At 57.5% G+C, this 16,431-nt stretch carries 16 protein-coding genes and 1 pseudogene; 9 read left to right on the forward strand and 8 right to left on the reverse strand.

Features of this window, described 5'->3' with window-relative positions; all coding sequences use genetic code 11:
- Positions 1–244: 244 nt before the first annotated feature.
- Positions 245–1,306: a hypothetical protein gene (locus MK745_RS19105; protein ID WP_243614771.1), complete on the forward strand. Its 1,062-nt coding sequence runs from the start codon at positions 245–247 to the stop codon at positions 1,304–1,306.
- A 263-nt stretch (positions 1,307–1,569) separates the two neighbouring features.
- On the opposite strand, the gene MK745_RS19110 is transcribed toward MK745_RS19105, so the two are convergent.
- Positions 1,570–1,920, reverse strand: coding sequence for an L-2-amino-thiazoline-4-carboxylic acid hydrolase (locus MK745_RS19110; protein ID WP_243614772.1), 351 nt, complete (start codon positions 1,918–1,920; stop codon positions 1,570–1,572).
- Between the two features lie 103 nt (positions 1,921–2,023).
- Between MK745_RS19110 and MK745_RS19115 the strand changes: the two genes are divergently transcribed.
- Positions 2,024–3,375, forward strand: a protein-coding gene (locus MK745_RS19115; RefSeq protein ID WP_243614773.1) for an IS3 family transposase whose coding sequence is annotated in 2 segments (ribosomal slippage) — positions 2,024–2,360 and positions 2,360–3,375 — 1,353 coding nt in all. Because the reading frame shifts where the segments join, the coding sequence is not laid out codon by codon here.
- A gap of 75 nt (positions 3,376–3,450) precedes the next feature.
- Here the strand turns inward: MK745_RS19115 and MK745_RS19120 are convergent.
- The 7 genes and pseudogenes from MK745_RS19120 to MK745_RS19150 all read right to left on the reverse strand — a co-directional run.
- Positions 3,451–4,386, reverse strand: a pseudogene (locus MK745_RS19120) (heavy metal-binding domain-containing protein); the annotation flags it as partial.
- Positions 4,387–4,436: 50 nt separating this feature from the next.
- A complete protein-coding gene (gene lgt, locus MK745_RS19125; RefSeq protein WP_243614774.1) occupies positions 4,437–5,360 on the reverse strand; it encodes a prolipoprotein diacylglyceryl transferase in 924 nt (307 codons plus the stop codon).
- Positions 5,357–6,079 carry a TVP38/TMEM64 family protein gene (locus MK745_RS19130; protein WP_243614775.1) on the reverse strand — a complete coding sequence of 241 codons (723 nt, stop codon included), beginning with the start codon at positions 6,077–6,079 and terminating at the stop codon, positions 5,357–5,359. The genes lgt and MK745_RS19130 overlap by 4 nt, the downstream gene beginning before the upstream one ends.
- Positions 6,080–6,104: 25 nt before the next feature.
- Positions 6,105–7,457 carry a multicopper oxidase domain-containing protein gene (locus MK745_RS19135; protein WP_243614776.1) on the reverse strand — a complete coding sequence of 451 codons (1,353 nt, stop codon included), beginning with the start codon at positions 7,455–7,457 and terminating at the stop codon, positions 6,105–6,107.
- A 115-nt stretch (positions 7,458–7,572) separates the two neighbouring features.
- Positions 7,573–8,043, reverse strand: coding sequence for a rhodanese-like domain-containing protein (locus MK745_RS19140; protein WP_243614777.1), 471 nt, complete (start codon positions 8,041–8,043; stop codon positions 7,573–7,575).
- 22 nt (positions 8,044–8,065) lie between these two features.
- Positions 8,066–8,452: a DUF302 domain-containing protein gene (locus tag MK745_RS19145; protein WP_242110456.1), complete on the reverse strand. Its 387-nt coding sequence runs from the start codon at positions 8,450–8,452 to the stop codon at positions 8,066–8,068.
- A 101-nt stretch (positions 8,453–8,553) separates the two neighbouring features.
- Positions 8,554–9,171, reverse strand: coding sequence for a calcium-binding protein (locus tag MK745_RS19150; protein WP_243614778.1), 618 nt, complete (start codon positions 9,169–9,171; stop codon positions 8,554–8,556).
- Positions 9,172–9,341: 170 nt separating this feature from the next.
- Between MK745_RS19150 and MK745_RS19155 the strand changes: the two genes are divergently transcribed.
- The 7 genes from MK745_RS19155 to ccmI all read left to right on the forward strand — a co-directional run bounded on the left by MK745_RS19155 (position 9,342) and on the right by ccmI (position 16,053).
- Positions 9,342–10,064, forward strand: coding sequence for a response regulator (locus tag MK745_RS19155; RefSeq protein WP_089894265.1), 723 nt, complete (start codon positions 9,342–9,344; stop codon positions 10,062–10,064).
- Entirely contained in the window at positions 10,061–11,446 is a 1,386-nt protein-coding gene (locus MK745_RS19160) for an ATP-binding protein (RefSeq protein WP_243614779.1), read from the forward strand. Before MK745_RS19155 ends, MK745_RS19160 begins: the two co-directional genes overlap by 4 nt.
- Before the next feature lie 19 nt (positions 11,447–11,465).
- Complete coding sequence (locus MK745_RS19165; protein WP_243614780.1) at positions 11,466–11,786, forward strand: SHOCT domain-containing protein; 321 nt, start codon at positions 11,466–11,468, stop codon at positions 11,784–11,786.
- A 70-nt stretch (positions 11,787–11,856) separates the two neighbouring features.
- Positions 11,857–13,857 carry a heme lyase CcmF/NrfE family subunit gene (locus MK745_RS19170; protein WP_243614781.1) on the forward strand — a complete coding sequence of 667 codons (2,001 nt, stop codon included), beginning with the start codon at positions 11,857–11,859 and terminating at the stop codon, positions 13,855–13,857.
- Between the two features lie 2 nt (positions 13,858–13,859).
- Positions 13,860–14,423 (forward strand): DsbE family thiol:disulfide interchange protein, encoded by a 564-nt coding sequence (locus MK745_RS19175; protein WP_243614782.1) that lies wholly within the window; start codon positions 13,860–13,862, stop codon positions 14,421–14,423.
- Complete coding sequence (locus MK745_RS19180; protein ID WP_243614783.1) at positions 14,423–14,896, forward strand: cytochrome c-type biogenesis protein; 474 nt, start codon at positions 14,423–14,425, stop codon at positions 14,894–14,896. The genes MK745_RS19175 and MK745_RS19180 overlap by 1 nt, the downstream gene beginning before the upstream one ends.
- Complete coding sequence (gene ccmI, locus MK745_RS19185; RefSeq protein ID WP_243614784.1) at positions 14,893–16,053, forward strand: c-type cytochrome biogenesis protein CcmI; 1,161 nt, start codon at positions 14,893–14,895, stop codon at positions 16,051–16,053. The genes MK745_RS19180 and ccmI overlap by 4 nt, the downstream gene beginning before the upstream one ends.
- The last annotated feature ends 378 nt before the right edge of the window (positions 16,054–16,431 follow it).

Here is a 16,431-nt window from a genome sequence, read left to right on the forward strand (position 1 = left end):
CTGACGCTCGGTGAGGATAGTACGATGCGCCATGTTTTTGAACTCTGTGAGGAACTGGGGATCAAACCGGTCACACTCTACCGGCATGTCGTTTCCAACGGCAATCTATGCGATCTCGGAAAACGAGCTCTCGAAGCTTAGCGTAGGATTCTGCACTCTACGGCATCAGACCCCTATATGTAGTACGTAGCGTGTGGTCCCAAAATCATTTGGGTAATGTGCAAAAGATTAGTATTTTGCACATATGAAGATACAAGCATCTACTTTTCCTGATGATTTTGACGACCCTCTCGACGCCACTGAGGGGGATGAAGATGCATCGGAAGACGATCTCTGGTTCCTGCCGGGACCGGTTGAAGAAGAACCGGATTATCTGCCGCCTGGGCCGCGGGCGGAACCACCCGATAATTCGGCCATCGACGACTGGGCGAAGGCGGAAGCGGGCTGTGCTGCGCATCTCGCAAAGGTGGCTGGACGCCTGGGCGCGCTGGATGAGCGTTTGCTGCGAGGTCCAAAAGGCTGGCGGCATCGGCTCGCCTTGATCGAGGCGGCAGACTTCAGTTGGTTTGCAGGAGATCGGGTGAGCCCCGACAGGTTGGCGCTTTGGATGTCCATGCGATTGTCCGGCGTCCAGGATGACCCAAATGCGCTGGCCCGAATCGGATGGGCCGTTCGGCGCCTGAAGGGTGGTCCAGACCCAATAGTCGATTTGGCCGCCTTCCTGGACCGCCGCGATCCCAAAAACACCGAGGACAATGCCGAGCGCTTCGAAGATCGCGCGGGCGCATGGCTGGATGTTATGACAGCAGCGGCCGAGCTACACCCAATCACGCGGGCCTGTATGGGGTTTCACCTCTGGAGCCTAGCGGGCCTCGGGCAGCAAAGCGACAGGGTGGAAGCGGCGGTCACCGCGGCCCGCATTGCGGCCAGCGAGGGCAAGGGGGCGGTCTTTGCGCCGCTGGCTATGGGCGGGGCAGGGGGGCTGCGCGCCGGTGGGCCGCCGGCTGAGCGCCTGACACGTTGGCTCGACGGGATGGAGACCGCATGCCTGACCGCGATGCGACACCTTGATAACATCGAAGATTGGGCGGCGCGGGCAGAAGCCGAGATGACCCCGCTCTCGGGAAAGACGTCACCAGCCTTGCGCGCCGTGTTGACCGAATGGCCCCTCGTCTCTGCCCCGATGGCCGAGGCCCTGACTGGCGCCAGCCGCGCAGCCCTCCAGCGCAACCTCGCCTGGATGGAAGCTCGGGGCCTGATCCACGAGGTGACCGGGCAGGGACGGTATCGGATGTGGCGAATTTGACCAACCAGATGACACCATGTGGGATATCGATAAGGCTAAAATTCTGGCAGGCTCTGCGCCCGAAAGTGTCGAATACCGGATAATTGGGACATATATCGCCAAAGCACTTTGCGGTGGTGGTGGCTACGCTCCGCCAGTTTAAGCCGACACACCTGAAATGCCCACATAGTGTTATGATTGATCTAACTCTGTAGGAACTATCCCTATGCGCTTTTCCTAAGCAGCGCCGAGTTTTCAGTTGGGTGCAATTCAATAATGCCACCTCAGGGTTTACGTGGATGGCCCGCCTTTTCGCCCGGCTGAGCGCTCTGGTCCACTCGGGCCGCCCAGCACATGTCACAGACGGGGTCACCATGTGATAGCGTTTGCTTCCGTCGGTAGTGGCCACGGCATCCATCGCCAGCGATCAGATCGGCTCCTAGCCAATCATAGGTGCACCAGCTTCGCCTGAATACCTCGAGAACCTTTGGGTCATTGATCTCCTCGGAAAGCCGGCGCGCGAAGGATTGCGGCGGACAATGCGTGAAATGGGTGAGGATGTCGTCACCCTCACGTGTTGCTCGAACTTCATATCCAGGTGCACCCGGTGCGTTGAACGGAAACCAGAGCAGCATGCGAATTGTCCAGCGCAGTGTGTGACGTCAGCGCCAATGGGACAGATTAGGCTGAATTGATAAGAGAGGGTTTCTGGCTCATCGTAACCACCAAGGAGTGAAGATGAGACAGAAACCCGGAACCAAACAGAGCTACGGCGAGAAGGTCGTTAAGGACATCCGCCGGGCCACCCGCAAACAGTATTCGGCGGAAGAGAAGATCAGGATCGTGCTGGATGGCCTGAAGGGCGAAGACAGCATTGCCGAACTGTGTCGGCGCGAGGGCATTGCCCAGAGCCTGTATTACAGCTGGTCCAAGGAGTTCCTCGAGGCTGGGAAGAAGCGCCTAGCGGGCGACACGGCGCGTGCTGCGACGTCGACCGAGGTCAAGGATCTGCGTCGTGAGGCCCGTGACCTGAAGGAAGTCGTGGCCGAGCAGGCCCTGGAGCTGCGCCTTCTCAAAAAAAGCATGCTCGGGGATGGGGGCGACGACGAATGAGGTATCCCGCCCCTGAGAAACTGGAGATCATCCGGCTGGTTGAGCAGTCCCACCTGCCGACCAAGCGAACGCTGGACAAGCTGGGCATCCCCAGAACCACCTTCTATCGCTGGTATGATCGGTATCTGTCGGGTGGGCCAGAAGCGCTTGAGGATCGCAGCCCCAGGCCGTCACGGGTCTGGAACCGCATTCCCGAGCCGGTGCGCGAGAAGATCAAGGACCTGGCCCTGAAGGAAAGCGATCTGTCGCCGCGCGAGTTGGCAGTGCAGTTCACCGACACAGAAAAGTATTTTGTGTCAGAGGCTTCCGTCTATCGCATCCTCAAGTCTTATGACCTTATCACCAGCCCGGCCTATGTGGTGGTGTCGGCGGCCGACGAGTTCCAGGACAAGACGACGCGACCGAACCAGCTGTGGCAAGCCGACTTCACGTATCTGAAAGTGATCGGCTGGGGCTGGTTCTACCTGTCCACCATCCTCGACGACTTCAGCCGCTACATCATCGCCTGGAAGCTTTGCACGACGATGAAGTCGGGCGACGTCACCGACACGCTGGACCTGGCCCTGCAGGCTTCGGGTTGCGATCAGGCAACCGTGCTGCACAAGCCGCGCCTGCTCTCGGATAACGGGTCGAGTTATATCTCTGGTGAATTGGCTGATTGGCTTGAGGATCAGAAGATGGATCACGTCCGTGGCGCACCGTATCACCCGCAAACCCAGGGCAAGATCGAGCGATGGCACCAGACGCTCAAGAACCGCATCCTGCTGGAGAACTACTACCTGCCCGGCGATCTCCGACGGCAGATCGACGCCTTTGTCGATCACTACAATCACCGGCGTTACCACGAGAGCCTGCAGAATCTTACCCCGGCCGATGTCTACTTCGGGCGCGGCCAGACCATTCTGAAACAACGAGAAAGGATCAAACGGAAGACCATCGAAACGCGACGCTTGCTTCACCGCAAATCCGCCGCATAATCAGACAAACCAGATGAGCCAGATCCTCTCTTAGATCAGGCCGCAATCTGGCCCAAAAACTCTGACGACGGACAGCCGAACCCGCAGCAAATCTCCGACAACGACCTGCTCAAGAGGCACATCCCGCTCCAGTCCATCGGGCAGAATGACCCGCGCCATTTTTGGTGCCAAATCGAGCAGAGCACGGATCGCATCCCCGGTGCGTTCGCGCGCGCGAAGTTCCAGGACCTGACCGACAAAAACAAGCGCGATGATGACAACAGCGGCCTCGTAGTAGGTGCCGACCCCACCTTTGGTTCTGTACTGGTCAGGGAACAGGTTTGGCAGGAATGTAGCGAATAGGGAGTAAACATAGGCTGCCCCAACCCCAAGCGCGATCAAGGTCCACATATTCGGTGACCGGTTTCGTATTGACTCAACACCTCGGGCAAAAAACGGTTGCGCCGCCCAAAGGATAATTGGGGTGGCAATCAGGAACTCGACATATGTTGCCAGCTGATGGCCGACCCAATCCCGCACAGGCAATCCGACAAGCTCGCCCATTGTGAGAATGACCAGAGGTACCGCCGCAGCGGAACTGATCCACATGCGACGAGTGAAATCAGTCAATTCTTCGTTTTGTTCTTCTGAGGGCAAAACGGTTTCCAAGGCCATCCCGCAGATCGGACAGGATCCGGGTTCATCTCGGATGATTTCCGGATGCATCGGGCAGGTCCATTTTGTGCCCGGAGCGACCGGAGTGGTTGAAGCGCCAGGCGCGCCTTCATGCATTCTGCCATCCGCACCGCCGCTAAAGGCGTAAAGCCAAGGATCGGTTTTGAACTGGGTAAGACAGCGGTCCGAACAGAAGTAGTAGGTTTCCCCCTCCAGATCCTTAGAGAGCGTGTCCTGTGTCACCTCCACGCTCATACCGCAGACAGGGTCAACAGCAGTCGACACGGAACCAGGTTGCCCTTCAGGATCCGCGTCATGATGCTGGTGATCGTGGTGATGATCGGTTTTATTTGACATCGTTTTCTCCAATCTATGCGACAAGCGTGGGGGTTCCCGTGGGGGTAGGATCAACCCATTTCGACATGTTTTTTCGGCTTCCGGTTGGCCCGGTCCGATCGGACCCACCAGATCAGAGCGACTCCGGTCAGGATCATGGGCAGGGAGAGAATTTGCCCCATGGTCAGTCCCCCAGTGCCGAAATGCAGTGCATGACCAATCGGGTTTTCTTCCGTAACAAATTGCATATCGGGTTGGCGGACGAACTCGACCAGAAAGCGTGCGGATCCATAGCCCGCAAGGAACATTCCGGTCAGAGCACCAGGGCTGTGCAACCATTTGCGACGCAGGGCGAGGGTCAGTAGAACCGCCCCCAACCCCAACCCCTCCAACGCGGCTTCATAAATCTGAGACGGGTGCCGGGCGCACAAACCTATTGCTCCGGTGCAAGATTGGGCGGCCTCGCCCGGGAAGACGACGCCCCAGGGAAGGGTGGTCGGGCGCCCCCAAAGTTCGGCGTTTATGAAATTTGCGACCCGCCCCAGAAGCAGGCCGATCGGGGCCGAAAGCGCTAGAAGATCGGCCAAACCGAGGATCTCCAACCGGTTGCGCAAAGCGAACACCAGCGCCGCAACCGATACGCCCAAAAACCCGCCATGGAAGGACATTCCACCCTGCCACACTTTGAGGATTTCCAAAGGCCGCGCCAGATAATAGTCGGGTTGATAGAACAGCACGAAACCAAGCCGGCCACCCAGAATTACACCAACAACTACCCAATTCAGCAGCTGTTCCAGCTGCTGAGATGTCATAGGCGGAGTTTGATCCGGCCAAAACTCAACGTTTCGAATAAGCCGGACACAGAGCTGCCATCCCAGCAGCAATCCGGCAATATAGGCAAGCGCATACCACCTGAGGGCAAAAGTCAGGGACCCGATCTCGATGGAAAAAATCTCGGGTGAGATATCGGGGAAGGGGATGGCGGCGAGGTTCATTTCGGATCTTCCAATTGGGGGGAGGGGGGAACAGTGCCAGACTTGTGGCGCAGCGCCACAACGAGGATTGGCGTGGCCGTCAGGAGGCCAAGACCAATGGCAACCCAGGCGGCAGAACTGAACGTTCCCGACATGGCTTCGTCGCCCAGATAGGCCAAGGCAAAACTTGCTGGGAGAATGCCTGCCAGTGTAGCAAGGATGAACCGCCACGAGTGAATCCGGCTCAAACCAGCGGCATAACTTATCACATCAAAGGATACGAACGGCAGCAAGCGGCTTACAAATACAGCGAGAGTCAACGCATTTTGCGATCCAAACAGACCCGTTACTGCCCGGGGACCAAGAAGCTTGTCGACCGTGTTTCGACCCAAGACGCGGGCGATCCCAAACGCCGCCAAGGCCCCCGTTTCAGCCCCAATTGCCACATAGAGTGTACCAGCAATTTGCCCGAAGGCTGCGCCTGCTGCCAGGGCGATGGGCGCGCTTGGAATGGGGCTTGCTACAACTGCGAGCGTCATGAGGGCTATGATTGCCAGTGGACCAAATGGGCCAAGGCCTTCGACCCATCGGGCAACAGCCTGCGCATCGACTTGCAACCATTCTGGGGAATACCAAACCCAATACCCGATGAGCCCCAAGGCGCTTAGCAAGGCGACAGCGGGCACGAATGATATTGTCGGTCTCCTTTCTGGCATCTCGAGCATCCCGATTAAGTCCATTGGACGCGGCTCAATGTTGGCCCACTCAGCCGACAGTAAACTGGCCCATCATCCCGCCGTCTTCATGTTCGAGGATATGGCAGTGGTACATGAAGGGGGCATTAGCCGGGGCAGGCTGGTCGAAGCGGATCAACAGATCGACCGAACCATTGACCAGAACAGTGTCTTTCCAACCAGTATTCTGACGTTGCGGTGCACGGCCGTTTTCTGACAAGACCTGAAACTTGACGCCATGCACATGAAACGGGTGCATCATCATATCCGCTTTGACCGTCCAACGCTCAACAGCCCCTTGGGTCACGCGGAAATCGATCCGGTCCATCGCAAACGCATTCCCGTTTATAGAGAAGCGCCGACCGGAACGACCAAACATCATTCCCATGCCCATGGGCATATCCAACGAAAGACGCCGCCAGATCGCGTTTGCGGCATCACCGTTTGGGCGGCAGCCACCGAGGTCGTCGGGCTGTCTTGTGATACGCGTGGGAAGGGTGGGGTCGACAGTAAACGGCAACACGGAAAAACGGCCGCTTTGCTGGCGCCGGCCTCCCATCATGCCACCCATCATCCCGGTATTGGGGTTGTGTTCAGACGTCAGCGTGACATCGCGTGCATCTGAAAAATCAACCAGCACCTCAAAACGCTCGCCGGGGGAGAGACGCAGCTTCGACAATCGGGTCGGCTTGTCCAGGTAACCACTGTCCGTGGCGACAAGATACATGGGTCGCCCATCCGATAATGCAAGCGTATAGATACGCGCGTTTGACCCGTTCAGAAGACGAAGACGGACCAGCCCTTTGGGTACAACAGCCATGGTCCCAACCTGGCCATTGACCAGGATCGTATCGCCAAGAAACCCCATCATGCGGTCAGGCATGGTGAGAGAAAGATCAATCTCTCCCCGCCGGGAAAACCGCCGATCCTGCAAAACCAAGGTCAGATCATCGACACCATATTGAGAAGGCAGCCCACGCGCATCATCCTGGCCGTCGTCAATCTGAAGCACACCTGCCAAACCCATTTGAACCTGACGGGCAGTAGCACCGTGGATGTGGGAATGATACCAAGCCGTCGCTGCTGGCTGTGTTAACTCGAGTTCGGGTGACCAAGTTGTTGCCGGGGCAACTGTCTGATGGGGGCCGCCATCGACCGTGCCTGGAACAAGAAGCCCGTGCCAATGCACCGAAATCTCTTCGTCGAGCGAATTGAGGACATCAACTTGGGTTGCACGCCCGGTCGACATCCGCAATGTCGGACCCAGGAAGGGCTGGTTGAACCCCCAAGTGTCGGCGCGGGACGAACCGACAAACGCGGTTCGCCCCTTTTGTGCCTCCAATCGAACTTGCCCTGAAGACGTGGCGTCCAGGAGCGGAGGCATGGTCAACCGCTTTGCTGCCACTTGGCCAAAGGACAAGGACGCAGTCCCCGTAGCCAAAGCGCTGGCAGATAGGCCCCCAAGGAAAGTTCGACGTCTCATGCCATCCACCCTCCGCTCACAGCTTGAGGGTGGATGGCAATGCTGAGATTGCCTCTTGAGCGGTGACGATGGGCAGACCAGCCTTGATCCAACCGGGGCCTTGGCGTGACCCAAGCATGCCTTCTGACACATCGATAAAACTGTCATATCCGGACTTGCGCAGGTTGGTCATCACGGCGCCGGACCGGCCACCTGTCGCGCAAATCAAGGCAACAGCGCGGGTTTCGGCCAGGTCTTGCGCCGCAAACAATCGCTCCGGGAAACGTTCATCATGCAGGCTCACAGGCCAAGCACCTTGAGCAACGCCAGTCTCCTGCCATTCCTCTGACGAGCGGATATCAAGCATCCGAATTCGGTCCCGTAAAAGGGCCTCGAGCGCTTCGGCTGCAGTCCAGACATCGCGGCCCTGGGCCACGGCGGTGGTCGCGAGCGCTTGAACCGGCAAGAATGCCAGGAGAGTCACGGTGTGACGACGGGTCAGTAACATCTTCTGCTCCCTTCAAACGGAGTCACGCGGCTTCAATCGCCGTGCGCAGCATGTCGCGAACTTCGCCAGCCACGGCGTGCAAACCGCTGTTTTCAACGGCCGCCATGGATGCGACCGGGTCGATTGAGCTGACTTCGGTGCCGCCGTCCACTTGACGCAGAATGACGTTGCAAGGCAGCATCGCCCCTATACGCGGCTCCAATCCGATGGCCTGGTGGGCCATGTTGGGGTTGCACGCGCCCAGGATGCGGTAGCCGTCCATATCCACGTCGATCTTCTTTTTCATCGTGGCTTTGACGTCGATTTCGGTCAGAACGCCGAACCCTTGCTCGCCGAGAGCATCACGCACCCGCATGTCTGCATCATCAATGGTCACACCAGACAGCAGCCGGTTGAACGTGTATGTCATCGTATTTCTCCTTTTGAAAAAATGCCCCGACCGACCCTGGGGATCTGTGATGTCAGCCGGGGCGTTGGATGCACCCTAATGGCGTCACCCAATGGAGCGGCTCAGTTGTCCTGAGTGCCCATTTCGTCACCCATCATCTGTTCGGCCGAGGGGCGCATGTTCATGCGGTCAGCCGGCGCCGTCATTTCTCCAGTTGTCACCATGCCATCTCCGTCTGTGTCCAGGTGCTGGAACCGATCAACCATCATCGCCCGGATCATTTCACCGTGCAGAACTTCGAATTCCTCCAGGGTCAGCACCCCATCCCCGTCTGTGTCAGCGTCAGCGTGCATCGCCTGCAGTTGACCATGTGCTTCATCCCCGGACATGGCGCCATCGCCATCCGCGTCAGCATCAAATTGACCCATCATCGACCCACGCATGAGGGACATCATGTCCTGATCCATCAGACCCATCGGTCCAGCGGCACCCATGCCTCCGCCCATCATCCCGCCGTGCATCTGCATCATCATTTTCATCATGCCTTGCATCATGTCGTGATGGCTGCCGCCCATCATGCCCATTTGTCCCGCGCCTCCCCCCATTGCCCCAGGGCTCTGGGTCGCGGCCTTCTCCGACCCGGCTTTACCACCACTGTGGTGACCTGCATCGGCAAGCGCGGCGCCTGTCGTGGTGACGATCAGGGTGATGGCGAGTGTGGTATTTGTTATCTTGGACATCGTAGCCTCTCTTTTCGTTTCTTTGCCTCATTCACATCGGCATAAGAATTCGAAATAGAAGGGTGTGCATCATCCGGATTGTAACCGTCTGTCGCAATGCCCGGCTGTTGATACAATCGGTGACAAAAATGGGTCTGACCACCCCTCCATTGATGACTTAGAAAGAGAACATGTCGAACCCGCCACATATCCTCGTCGTTGACGATCACCAGCAGATCCGTGACAGCGTGACCCGCTTTCTGGAGAAAAACGGCTTGCGGGCCACATCCGCCAAGGACGCACAGGAAATGGATGCGAAACTGGCCAAAGGGCATTTCGATTTGATGGTTTTAGACGTGATGATGCCGGGTGAAAGTGGACTATCGGTCTGCCAGCGCCTCGCTGCTGACAAGAGCATTCCGATAATAATGCTGACTGCATTGGGCGAGGAAACCGATCGCATCGTGGGATTGGAGATTGGCGCTGATGATTATATCGCGAAGCCGTTTAACCCGCGCGAGTTGCTGGCACGGATCAAGGCGGTGTTACGTCGCGCACCGCAGGCTGAAACCATGGCGGGTGACCTGGCTGGTAAGACCGTGCGATTTGCGCATCTTGCCTTGGATGTCGACCGTCAGGTTCTGCTGGGAGGCGACAGTGACGAAACTGCGCTGACAAGTGCAGATTTCAAGCTGCTGCTGGTGCTCCTTGAGCGTCCTCGGGTGATCCTCAGCCGCGACCAGCTATTGGATCTGGCAGCAGGCCGGGCAGCCGGTCCTTTGGACCGCACGATTGACAACCAAATCAGCCGACTTCGTCGCAAGATAGAGCCCGACATCCTGCGACCAAAAATCATCAAGACGATACGCAATGGCGGGTATTGCCTCTCAGTCGATGTAGAGGTGACGGAATGACATTGGGACCCTTTCACACCCTACGGGTTCAACTGGCTTTGTTGGTGGTAGCGGCATTGACCGGCGCCCAGCTTATCAGCTTATGGCTTTTCGCCGATGAACGTAGCCTGGCAGTTCGGGCAGCACTTGGATTTGAGGCTGCCGGACGCTCCGCCAATGTAGCGCGTCTGATCGAAGAAGCTCCGGAAGAATTACGCATGTCGATCTTACGTGCCGCCAATTCGCCACTTGTGCGTTTTGACCTGGCAAAGGAGCCGATCGTGCAACACACCGACCATTCGGATGGTGGCTTGGTCGAGGGGCGCATCCGCGCGCTCCTGGATGATGGCTATAGTCGCGACATCCGGGTCGAACTACACGAAATTGAAGGGCAGATACTCCCGCTCCCGCACCTTTCGCAGGAAATGGCCGAGATGCATATGGCGATGATGCGCGGCGAGCTTTCGGCGGTCGAGATGAACCTGTCCATTGCGATCGCGGGTGGACAGTGGCTGAATGTTGGAACCCGTTTCGAACGGCCGCCAATCCAGTGGCCTGTCTATTCGATGTTAACTTTTGCGCTGTCTGCGGCAGTGATCTTGGTCGTGGTCTTCTGGTTCCTGATGACCCGGTTGACTGGCCCATTGCGGCGACTGGTTGGGGCGGCAGACCGACTGGGACGGGGCGAAGACATTGCGGACTTGCCGATGGTTGGACCGACCGAAGTGCGTGACCTGACCTCGACTTTCAACCGCATGCAGGACCGCCTGACCCGGTTCGTGGCAGATCGAACCCGACTTTTGGCCGCCCTGGGGCATGATCTTCGATCCCCACTTACGGCCATGCGTGTGCGAGCCGAAATGGTTGATGACGATGAAACCCGCGACAGTCTTGTGGCCTCCGTTGAAGAAATGCAGTCCATGGTAGAAGCCACACTGACTTTTGCCCGCGGGCTTGCCGGATCTGAGGAGCCCGAGAATGTAGACATCGGCGAGTTCCTTGAAGCCCTGAAATCGGACATGATGACACCTTTCGACCTGGAGGTGGGGCCTTCTGTCGAGGCACGGATTCGCCCTCATGCCCTGAGACGCGCTCTACGCAATGTCATCGAAAATGCTGATCGTTATGGTGGTGCGACTCGCGTTTCCCATAGGGGTCGAACCGACGAATTCATCATTACTGTAGATGATGACGGCCCCGGCATTCCCGCTCCGGAACTGGAACGCGTCTTTGACCCGTTTTTTCGCCTTGAACAATCACGATCCCTGGAGACCGGGGGGCACGGGTTGGGCTTGTCCATCGCCAGGACGATCATTCGCGCCCACGGCGGCGATATTTCACTTTCAAACCGAGATGAGGGGGGGCTGCGGGCAACGATCGCGATCCCTTTCGCGAACGACTAATCAATGAAAGGAGGCCAGCATGATCATGAAACTCAGTTTAACGACCCTTGCGGCTTTGGTTGCGACAAATGTCGCCCATGCAGATGGCGCGAATGATTGGGGCCGAGGGTTTGGCCATTTGACTTGGGGAGGAGGATACGGAATGTTTGGTGGACTTATGATGTTGGCCTTTTGGGGCGTGATCATCGTCCTGATCGTGGTGGCGGTGCGTTGGTTCGCCGGTGACCGCCCCGGTGGAGGTGCAACTTCGGATGCAATGGACATCCTCAAATCCCGCTTTGCAAAAGGGGACCTGGACGAGGACGAGTTCCGCAAGCGCAAAGCTGCACTCGAAGACTGACTTCACCGGAAAGCTCTCACCCTTCAGAGGGTGAGAGCGACTTATTTCCCCGCATCATCAGGATCGCAACATGACACCCGAAATCGGCCACTTTGCCCTGGCACTCGCTTTTGCGCTGGCGTTGATCCAAAGCGTAGTCCCCTTGATCGGGGCTAATCGTGGAAAGCTGCTCTGGATGCAGTCTGCACGCGCGACCTCGATTGGACAGCTCGTATTGGTCGGGCTTGCATTCGGCGCCCTGATGCGCAGTTTCATCATTAGCGATTTTACCGTGGTCAACGTGGCATCGAATTCTCATTCGCTGAAACCCATGCTCTACAAGATTGCCGGAACCTGGGGCAGCCACGAGGGGTCTCTTTTGCTCTGGGTGTTGATCCTGACCCTGTTCGGCGCAGGCGTTTCCTTGTTTGGCTCCAATATACCTGATCCTTTGAAAGCCCGTACTCTCGCTGTGCAGGCGTGGATCAGCACCGGTTTCTTTTCCTTCATGCTTTTCACCTCAAACCCGTTCACGCGTGTGTTTCCGCCGCCTGCAGACGGCAACGATCTGAATCCGCTCTTGCAGGACGTGGGTCTCGCTTTGCACCCGCCGTTCCTCTACCTGGGCTATGTCGGATTCTCGATCGTCTTTTCCTTCGCGGTTGCCGCCTTGCTGGAGGGACGGGTCGATGCGGCTTGGGCTCGATGGGTTCGCCCATGGACCCTCGCGGCCTGGATGAGCTTGACGGCCGGTATCGTGCTTGGTTCGTGGTGGGCATATTACGAACTCGGCTGGGGCGGCTGGTGGTTCTGGGACCCGGTCGAAAATGTCAGTTTCATGCCCTGGCTGCTTGGCACTGCGCTGCTTCATTCTGCGATCGTTACCGAAAAACGCGATGCGTTCAAAAGCTGGACGATCTTGTTGGCGATCCTGACATTCTCTCTTTCCTTGTTGGGAACCTTCGTGGTCCGCTCTGGGCTTTTGACCTCGGTCCATGCCTTTGCCGTTGATCCGGAGCGTGGACTGTACATTCTGTTTCTGCTTGCCCTGTCTATCGGCGGTTCACTGGCGCTCTACGCATGGCGCGCGCCAATGATGGAAGCCGGCGGGGTTTTCAAGCCGATCAGCCGCGAAGCCGGTTTGCTGGTAAACAACTTGATCCTTGGCGCGGCGACAGGAACAGTGCTGTTCGGCACGCTCTACCCGTTGTTTCTTGAAGCCGTCACCGGGGAAAAGATTTCAGTCGGTGCGCCTTTCTTCAACGCAACCTTTATCCCCATGATGCTGCCTCTCGTGCTGTTCATGGGGGTGGGCCCTTTCCTAAGCTGGAAGCGCGCTGACTTGGCAGGTGTTTTGCAACGCGTGCGGTTTGTCGCGCTGGCGTCGATCATCGCAACGCTGGTGCTTTGGTATCTTCAGGAAGGTGGGCCGCTTCTAGCGCATCTGTCGATCTTGTTGGCCACCTGGCTTTTGCTTGCAACATTACGGGAATGGGCAATGCGCATCCGGTTGTTCGATGTACCTATTTCCGAAGCACTGCGTCGGGCCCGAAACCTGCCACGCGCGTCGCATGGAATGACAATGGCCCATGCAGGGCTTGCGGTTGCAATGTTCGGCTTTATCGGCTCAAGCGCCTGGAAGGTTGAAGAGGTTGTATTTGTGGCCCCAGGATCAACAATCGAGATTGCCGGGTTCGAAGTGACCTTTGAAGGCGTTGAGCGCGTACGTGGTCCAAACTACTTTGCAGACCGCGGCACGCTGGATGTCACGCGAAACGGGGAGAGCATTACAACACTATTCCCTGAGAGGCGGTATTATCCGATTGCTGAAAGCTCAACAACAGAAAGCGCCATTCGCTCCACTCTTGCGGGGGATCTCTATGCCTCGATCGCCGAACCGGCGTCAGAAGACGCAGGGCTGAGTGGCGCTTGGACCCTGCGCATTCTGTATGAGCCTTTCGTCAATTTCATCTGGTTGGGAAGCACGTTTCTAATCCTGGGGGGCGCATTGTCCCTGTCAGATCGGCGGCTTCGAATTGGCGCACCAAAACGCACACGCGCGACCTCCGCGCTCTCAACTCCGGCGGAATAGTCATGAAGCGAATACTGGCATTCCTGCCACTCCTGGTTGCGGTCGTTTTTGGCGGCTTTTTCCTTTGGGGCCTGAACCCGGATCGGGATCCGAACGAAGTCCCGTCCGTGTTGATCGCACAACCTGCGCCGGATTTTGATTTAGAACCGGTTGCGGGCGTGGAAACGCCTGGCTTGTCGCGCTCGAACCTGGTTGGCACTGAAACAGCTGTTGTCGTGAATGTTTTCGCATCCTGGTGTGTGCCATGCCGTGCAGAACATGCGGTGCTGACCAGTCTGGTCGAGCGGGACGGCATCCGCCTTTTTGGCATCAACTACAAAGACGAGCCTGAGGACGCCGCACGGTGGTTGACCGAACTCGGAAACCCTTACGCGCGCATTGGCTCTGACATTTCGGGGCGTGCAGGGATCGAGTGGGGGATTTCCGGTGTGCCGGAGACGTTCATCGTCAGCCCCGATGGCACTGTGCTCTACAGGTATGTCGGCCCGGTCGTGGGAGAGGTTGCCGTCGGTAAATTTCGCGAAGCCCTGGTGCAGGCGGGCTCATTGCTCAGAGAGGATCTGTGATGCTGAGACTTTTTGTTCTTCTCTTTGCGATGGCCATACCGATGGCTGCGCTGGCCGTCGAGCCTGACGAGATACTGGATGACCAAGTGTTGGAGGCACGCGCCCGTGAGGTGTCAAAGGGGCTTCGTTGCGTCGTGTGTCTGAACCAGGACATAGACAGTTCAAACGCAGGAGTGGCGCGGGACCTACGCTTGCTGGTCCGTGAACGCATTGTCGCCGGGGACAGCAACGACGAGGCCTTGGCCTTCATTCAGGCACGCTATGGGGACTATGTCCTGCTTAAACCTCCTTTGAACACGAGAACCTACGTCTTGTGGTTTGCACCCCCGGCGATGCTGGTGATGGCCCTGGGCGTCGGTTTGGCGACCTTGCTGCGCAGGAGAAAACGGCCTGTTCCGCGCGCGCTGAGTAAAGCCGAGGAACACGAAATCAAACAGTTCATCGATGACCAGAAAGCAGGAGAGAACATATGATTTTCGCATGGATGGTGCTGTTGACTGTATTGTCGGTCGGCTTTGTTGTCTTTCCGTTGCTTTGGCAGAGACAAGTGCCGTCGGCGGCATTGGATTCAACGCCTGCAGTTCTGGTGGATCAGCTGGACGAGGTCCAACGCGACCTTGACCGACGTGTGATATCGACTTCGGAAGCCGCAGCCGCACAGCAGGAAATCAAGCGACGTATTTTGGCCGCGGCCAGACGCGCAACATCTGGACAGGTCGCAGACAATACAAGCGGGCGGGGCACCCTTTTTCTTGCCGCATTCTTCGTGCCGCTTGTGGCCGTTGGATACTACGCCATCATGGGATCACCGGAGATTTCAAGTCTTGCCTATGCGGATCGCCAAGCCGAGCGCGCCGAACAGCAGAAAATCACCGAACTCACGGACAAGCTCTACGCTCGCCTGACATCCGAGCCAAACGGTGGAGCATCGGAAGGTTGGATGCTGCTTGGGCAGACCTATTACCGAATGGGGGACTATACGCAGGCTGCTGCGGCATTCGAGACTGTGGCAATTCGTGATGACGCAACCTCGGCGGCTTTCTCAATGCTGGCCGAAGCTCTGGTCAGTGCGGAACAAGGTATCGTTACACCCAGAGCAGAAACTGCCATCGACCGGGCAATCGCGCTGGATCCGAGCAATCCTGCCGGTGTTTTCTACAAATCAATGGCATTGGCGCAGGAGGGTAAAGAGCCGGCGGCCCATGCGCTCTTATTGTCTCATCTGGAAACCGCTGACGGCTTTGCACCCTGGATGGAGGCCTTTGTCGCGCAAGCGAACCAGATTGCACAAACACTAGGACGTGACCCAATTGCTCTGACGGACTACGCCCCGATGGCCAGTGGCGGAGCGGGTCCAACAGCCGAAGACATCGCCGCAGCCGGAGAAATGAGCGCTGAAGATCGTGGGGAGTTCATCCGTTCAATGGTGAATCGACTGGCCGAACGGCTTGAGGAAAACCCTGACGATCTGGATGGGTGGTTGCAATTGGCGAACGCCTATAAGGTTCTGGGGGAGCAGAAAAATGCGGTGTCAGCTTATGAAATGGCTTCAACGCTGCTTTCCGATATTGCACCGGGTGATCCCCGCCACCGGGTTGTCGAACAGGCCCTGTCCGAGTTGAAGGAGTGACGAGCGCATTGGCGCCTCCGCGACCAGAAAGACCGCGCACGAGTCGTAACGGTGGCTGTTCAGAACCAGGTGGAACGTTTCATCCCATTGATCGAAATCGATCACGAAATCCTAGAGCGTTTTTGCGTTCCCTCAGAGGCCCACAAATGCGTTTGCCTTCACAGAAAGCACTGGTTTTCCAAAGAAAAACTGATCATTCTAAGTAGACTATCGAGAGGACCTAACAATGAGAAATTTGACCTGGCTGCTGGGGGTGATCCGCCCCACTTGAGTGGTCCAATTTGATTGTTAGTGCATGATCGGCCTTTGGTCCATCTGGATGATGGTTTCGGGGGCCGGTGGGCGATAGCCCAGAGCACTGTGGGGTCGTTTCGTATT

Origin of the sequence: Shimia aestuarii (genome assembly GCF_022814865.1) — a bacterium.
In the GTDB taxonomy this organism is placed as follows: Bacteria; Pseudomonadota; Alphaproteobacteria; order Rhodobacterales; family Rhodobacteraceae; genus Shimia; species Shimia aestuarii_A.

What these genes read in the sequence shown, in the direction of transcription:
- MK745_RS19175 (WP_243614782.1), top strand. Translation starts at nt 13,860, where the DNA reads ATGAAGCGAATACTGGCATTCCTGCCACTCCTGGTTGCGGTCGTTTTT.
- MK745_RS19180 (WP_243614783.1), top strand. Translation starts at nt 14,423, where the DNA reads ATGCTGAGACTTTTTGTTCTTCTCTTTGCGATGGCCATACCGATGGCT.
- lgt (WP_243614774.1), bottom strand. Translation starts at nt 5,360, where the DNA reads ATGAACCTCGCCGCCATCCCCTTCCCCGATATCTCACCCGAGATTTTT.
- MK745_RS19135 (WP_243614776.1), bottom strand. Translation starts at nt 7,457, where the DNA reads ATGCCTCCGCTCCTGGACGCCACGTCTTCAGGGCAAGTTCGATTGGAG.
- MK745_RS19140 (WP_243614777.1), bottom strand. Translation starts at nt 8,043, where the DNA reads ATGTTACTGACCCGTCGTCACACCGTGACTCTCCTGGCATTCTTGCCG.
- ccmI (WP_243614784.1), top strand. Translation starts at nt 14,893, where the DNA reads ATGATTTTCGCATGGATGGTGCTGTTGACTGTATTGTCGGTCGGCTTT.
- MK745_RS19145 (WP_242110456.1), bottom strand. Translation starts at nt 8,452, where the DNA reads ATGACATACACGTTCAACCGGCTGCTGTCTGGTGTGACCATTGATGAT.
- MK745_RS19150 (WP_243614778.1), bottom strand. Translation starts at nt 9,171, where the DNA reads ATGTCCAAGATAACAAATACCACACTCGCCATCACCCTGATCGTCACC.
- MK745_RS19130 (WP_243614775.1), bottom strand. Translation starts at nt 6,079, where the DNA reads ATGGACTTAATCGGGATGCTCGAGATGCCAGAAAGGAGACCGACAATA.
- MK745_RS19160 (WP_243614779.1), top strand. Translation starts at nt 10,061, where the DNA reads ATGACATTGGGACCCTTTCACACCCTACGGGTTCAACTGGCTTTGTTG.
- MK745_RS19155 (WP_089894265.1), top strand. Translation starts at nt 9,342, where the DNA reads ATGTCGAACCCGCCACATATCCTCGTCGTTGACGATCACCAGCAGATC.
- MK745_RS19110 (WP_243614772.1), bottom strand. Translation starts at nt 1,920, where the DNA reads ATGCTGCTCTGGTTTCCGTTCAACGCACCGGGTGCACCTGGATATGAA.
- MK745_RS19165 (WP_243614780.1), top strand. Translation starts at nt 11,466, where the DNA reads ATGATCATGAAACTCAGTTTAACGACCCTTGCGGCTTTGGTTGCGACA.
- MK745_RS19105 (WP_243614771.1), top strand. Translation starts at nt 245, where the DNA reads ATGAAGATACAAGCATCTACTTTTCCTGATGATTTTGACGACCCTCTC.
- MK745_RS19170 (WP_243614781.1), top strand. Translation starts at nt 11,857, where the DNA reads ATGACACCCGAAATCGGCCACTTTGCCCTGGCACTCGCTTTTGCGCTG.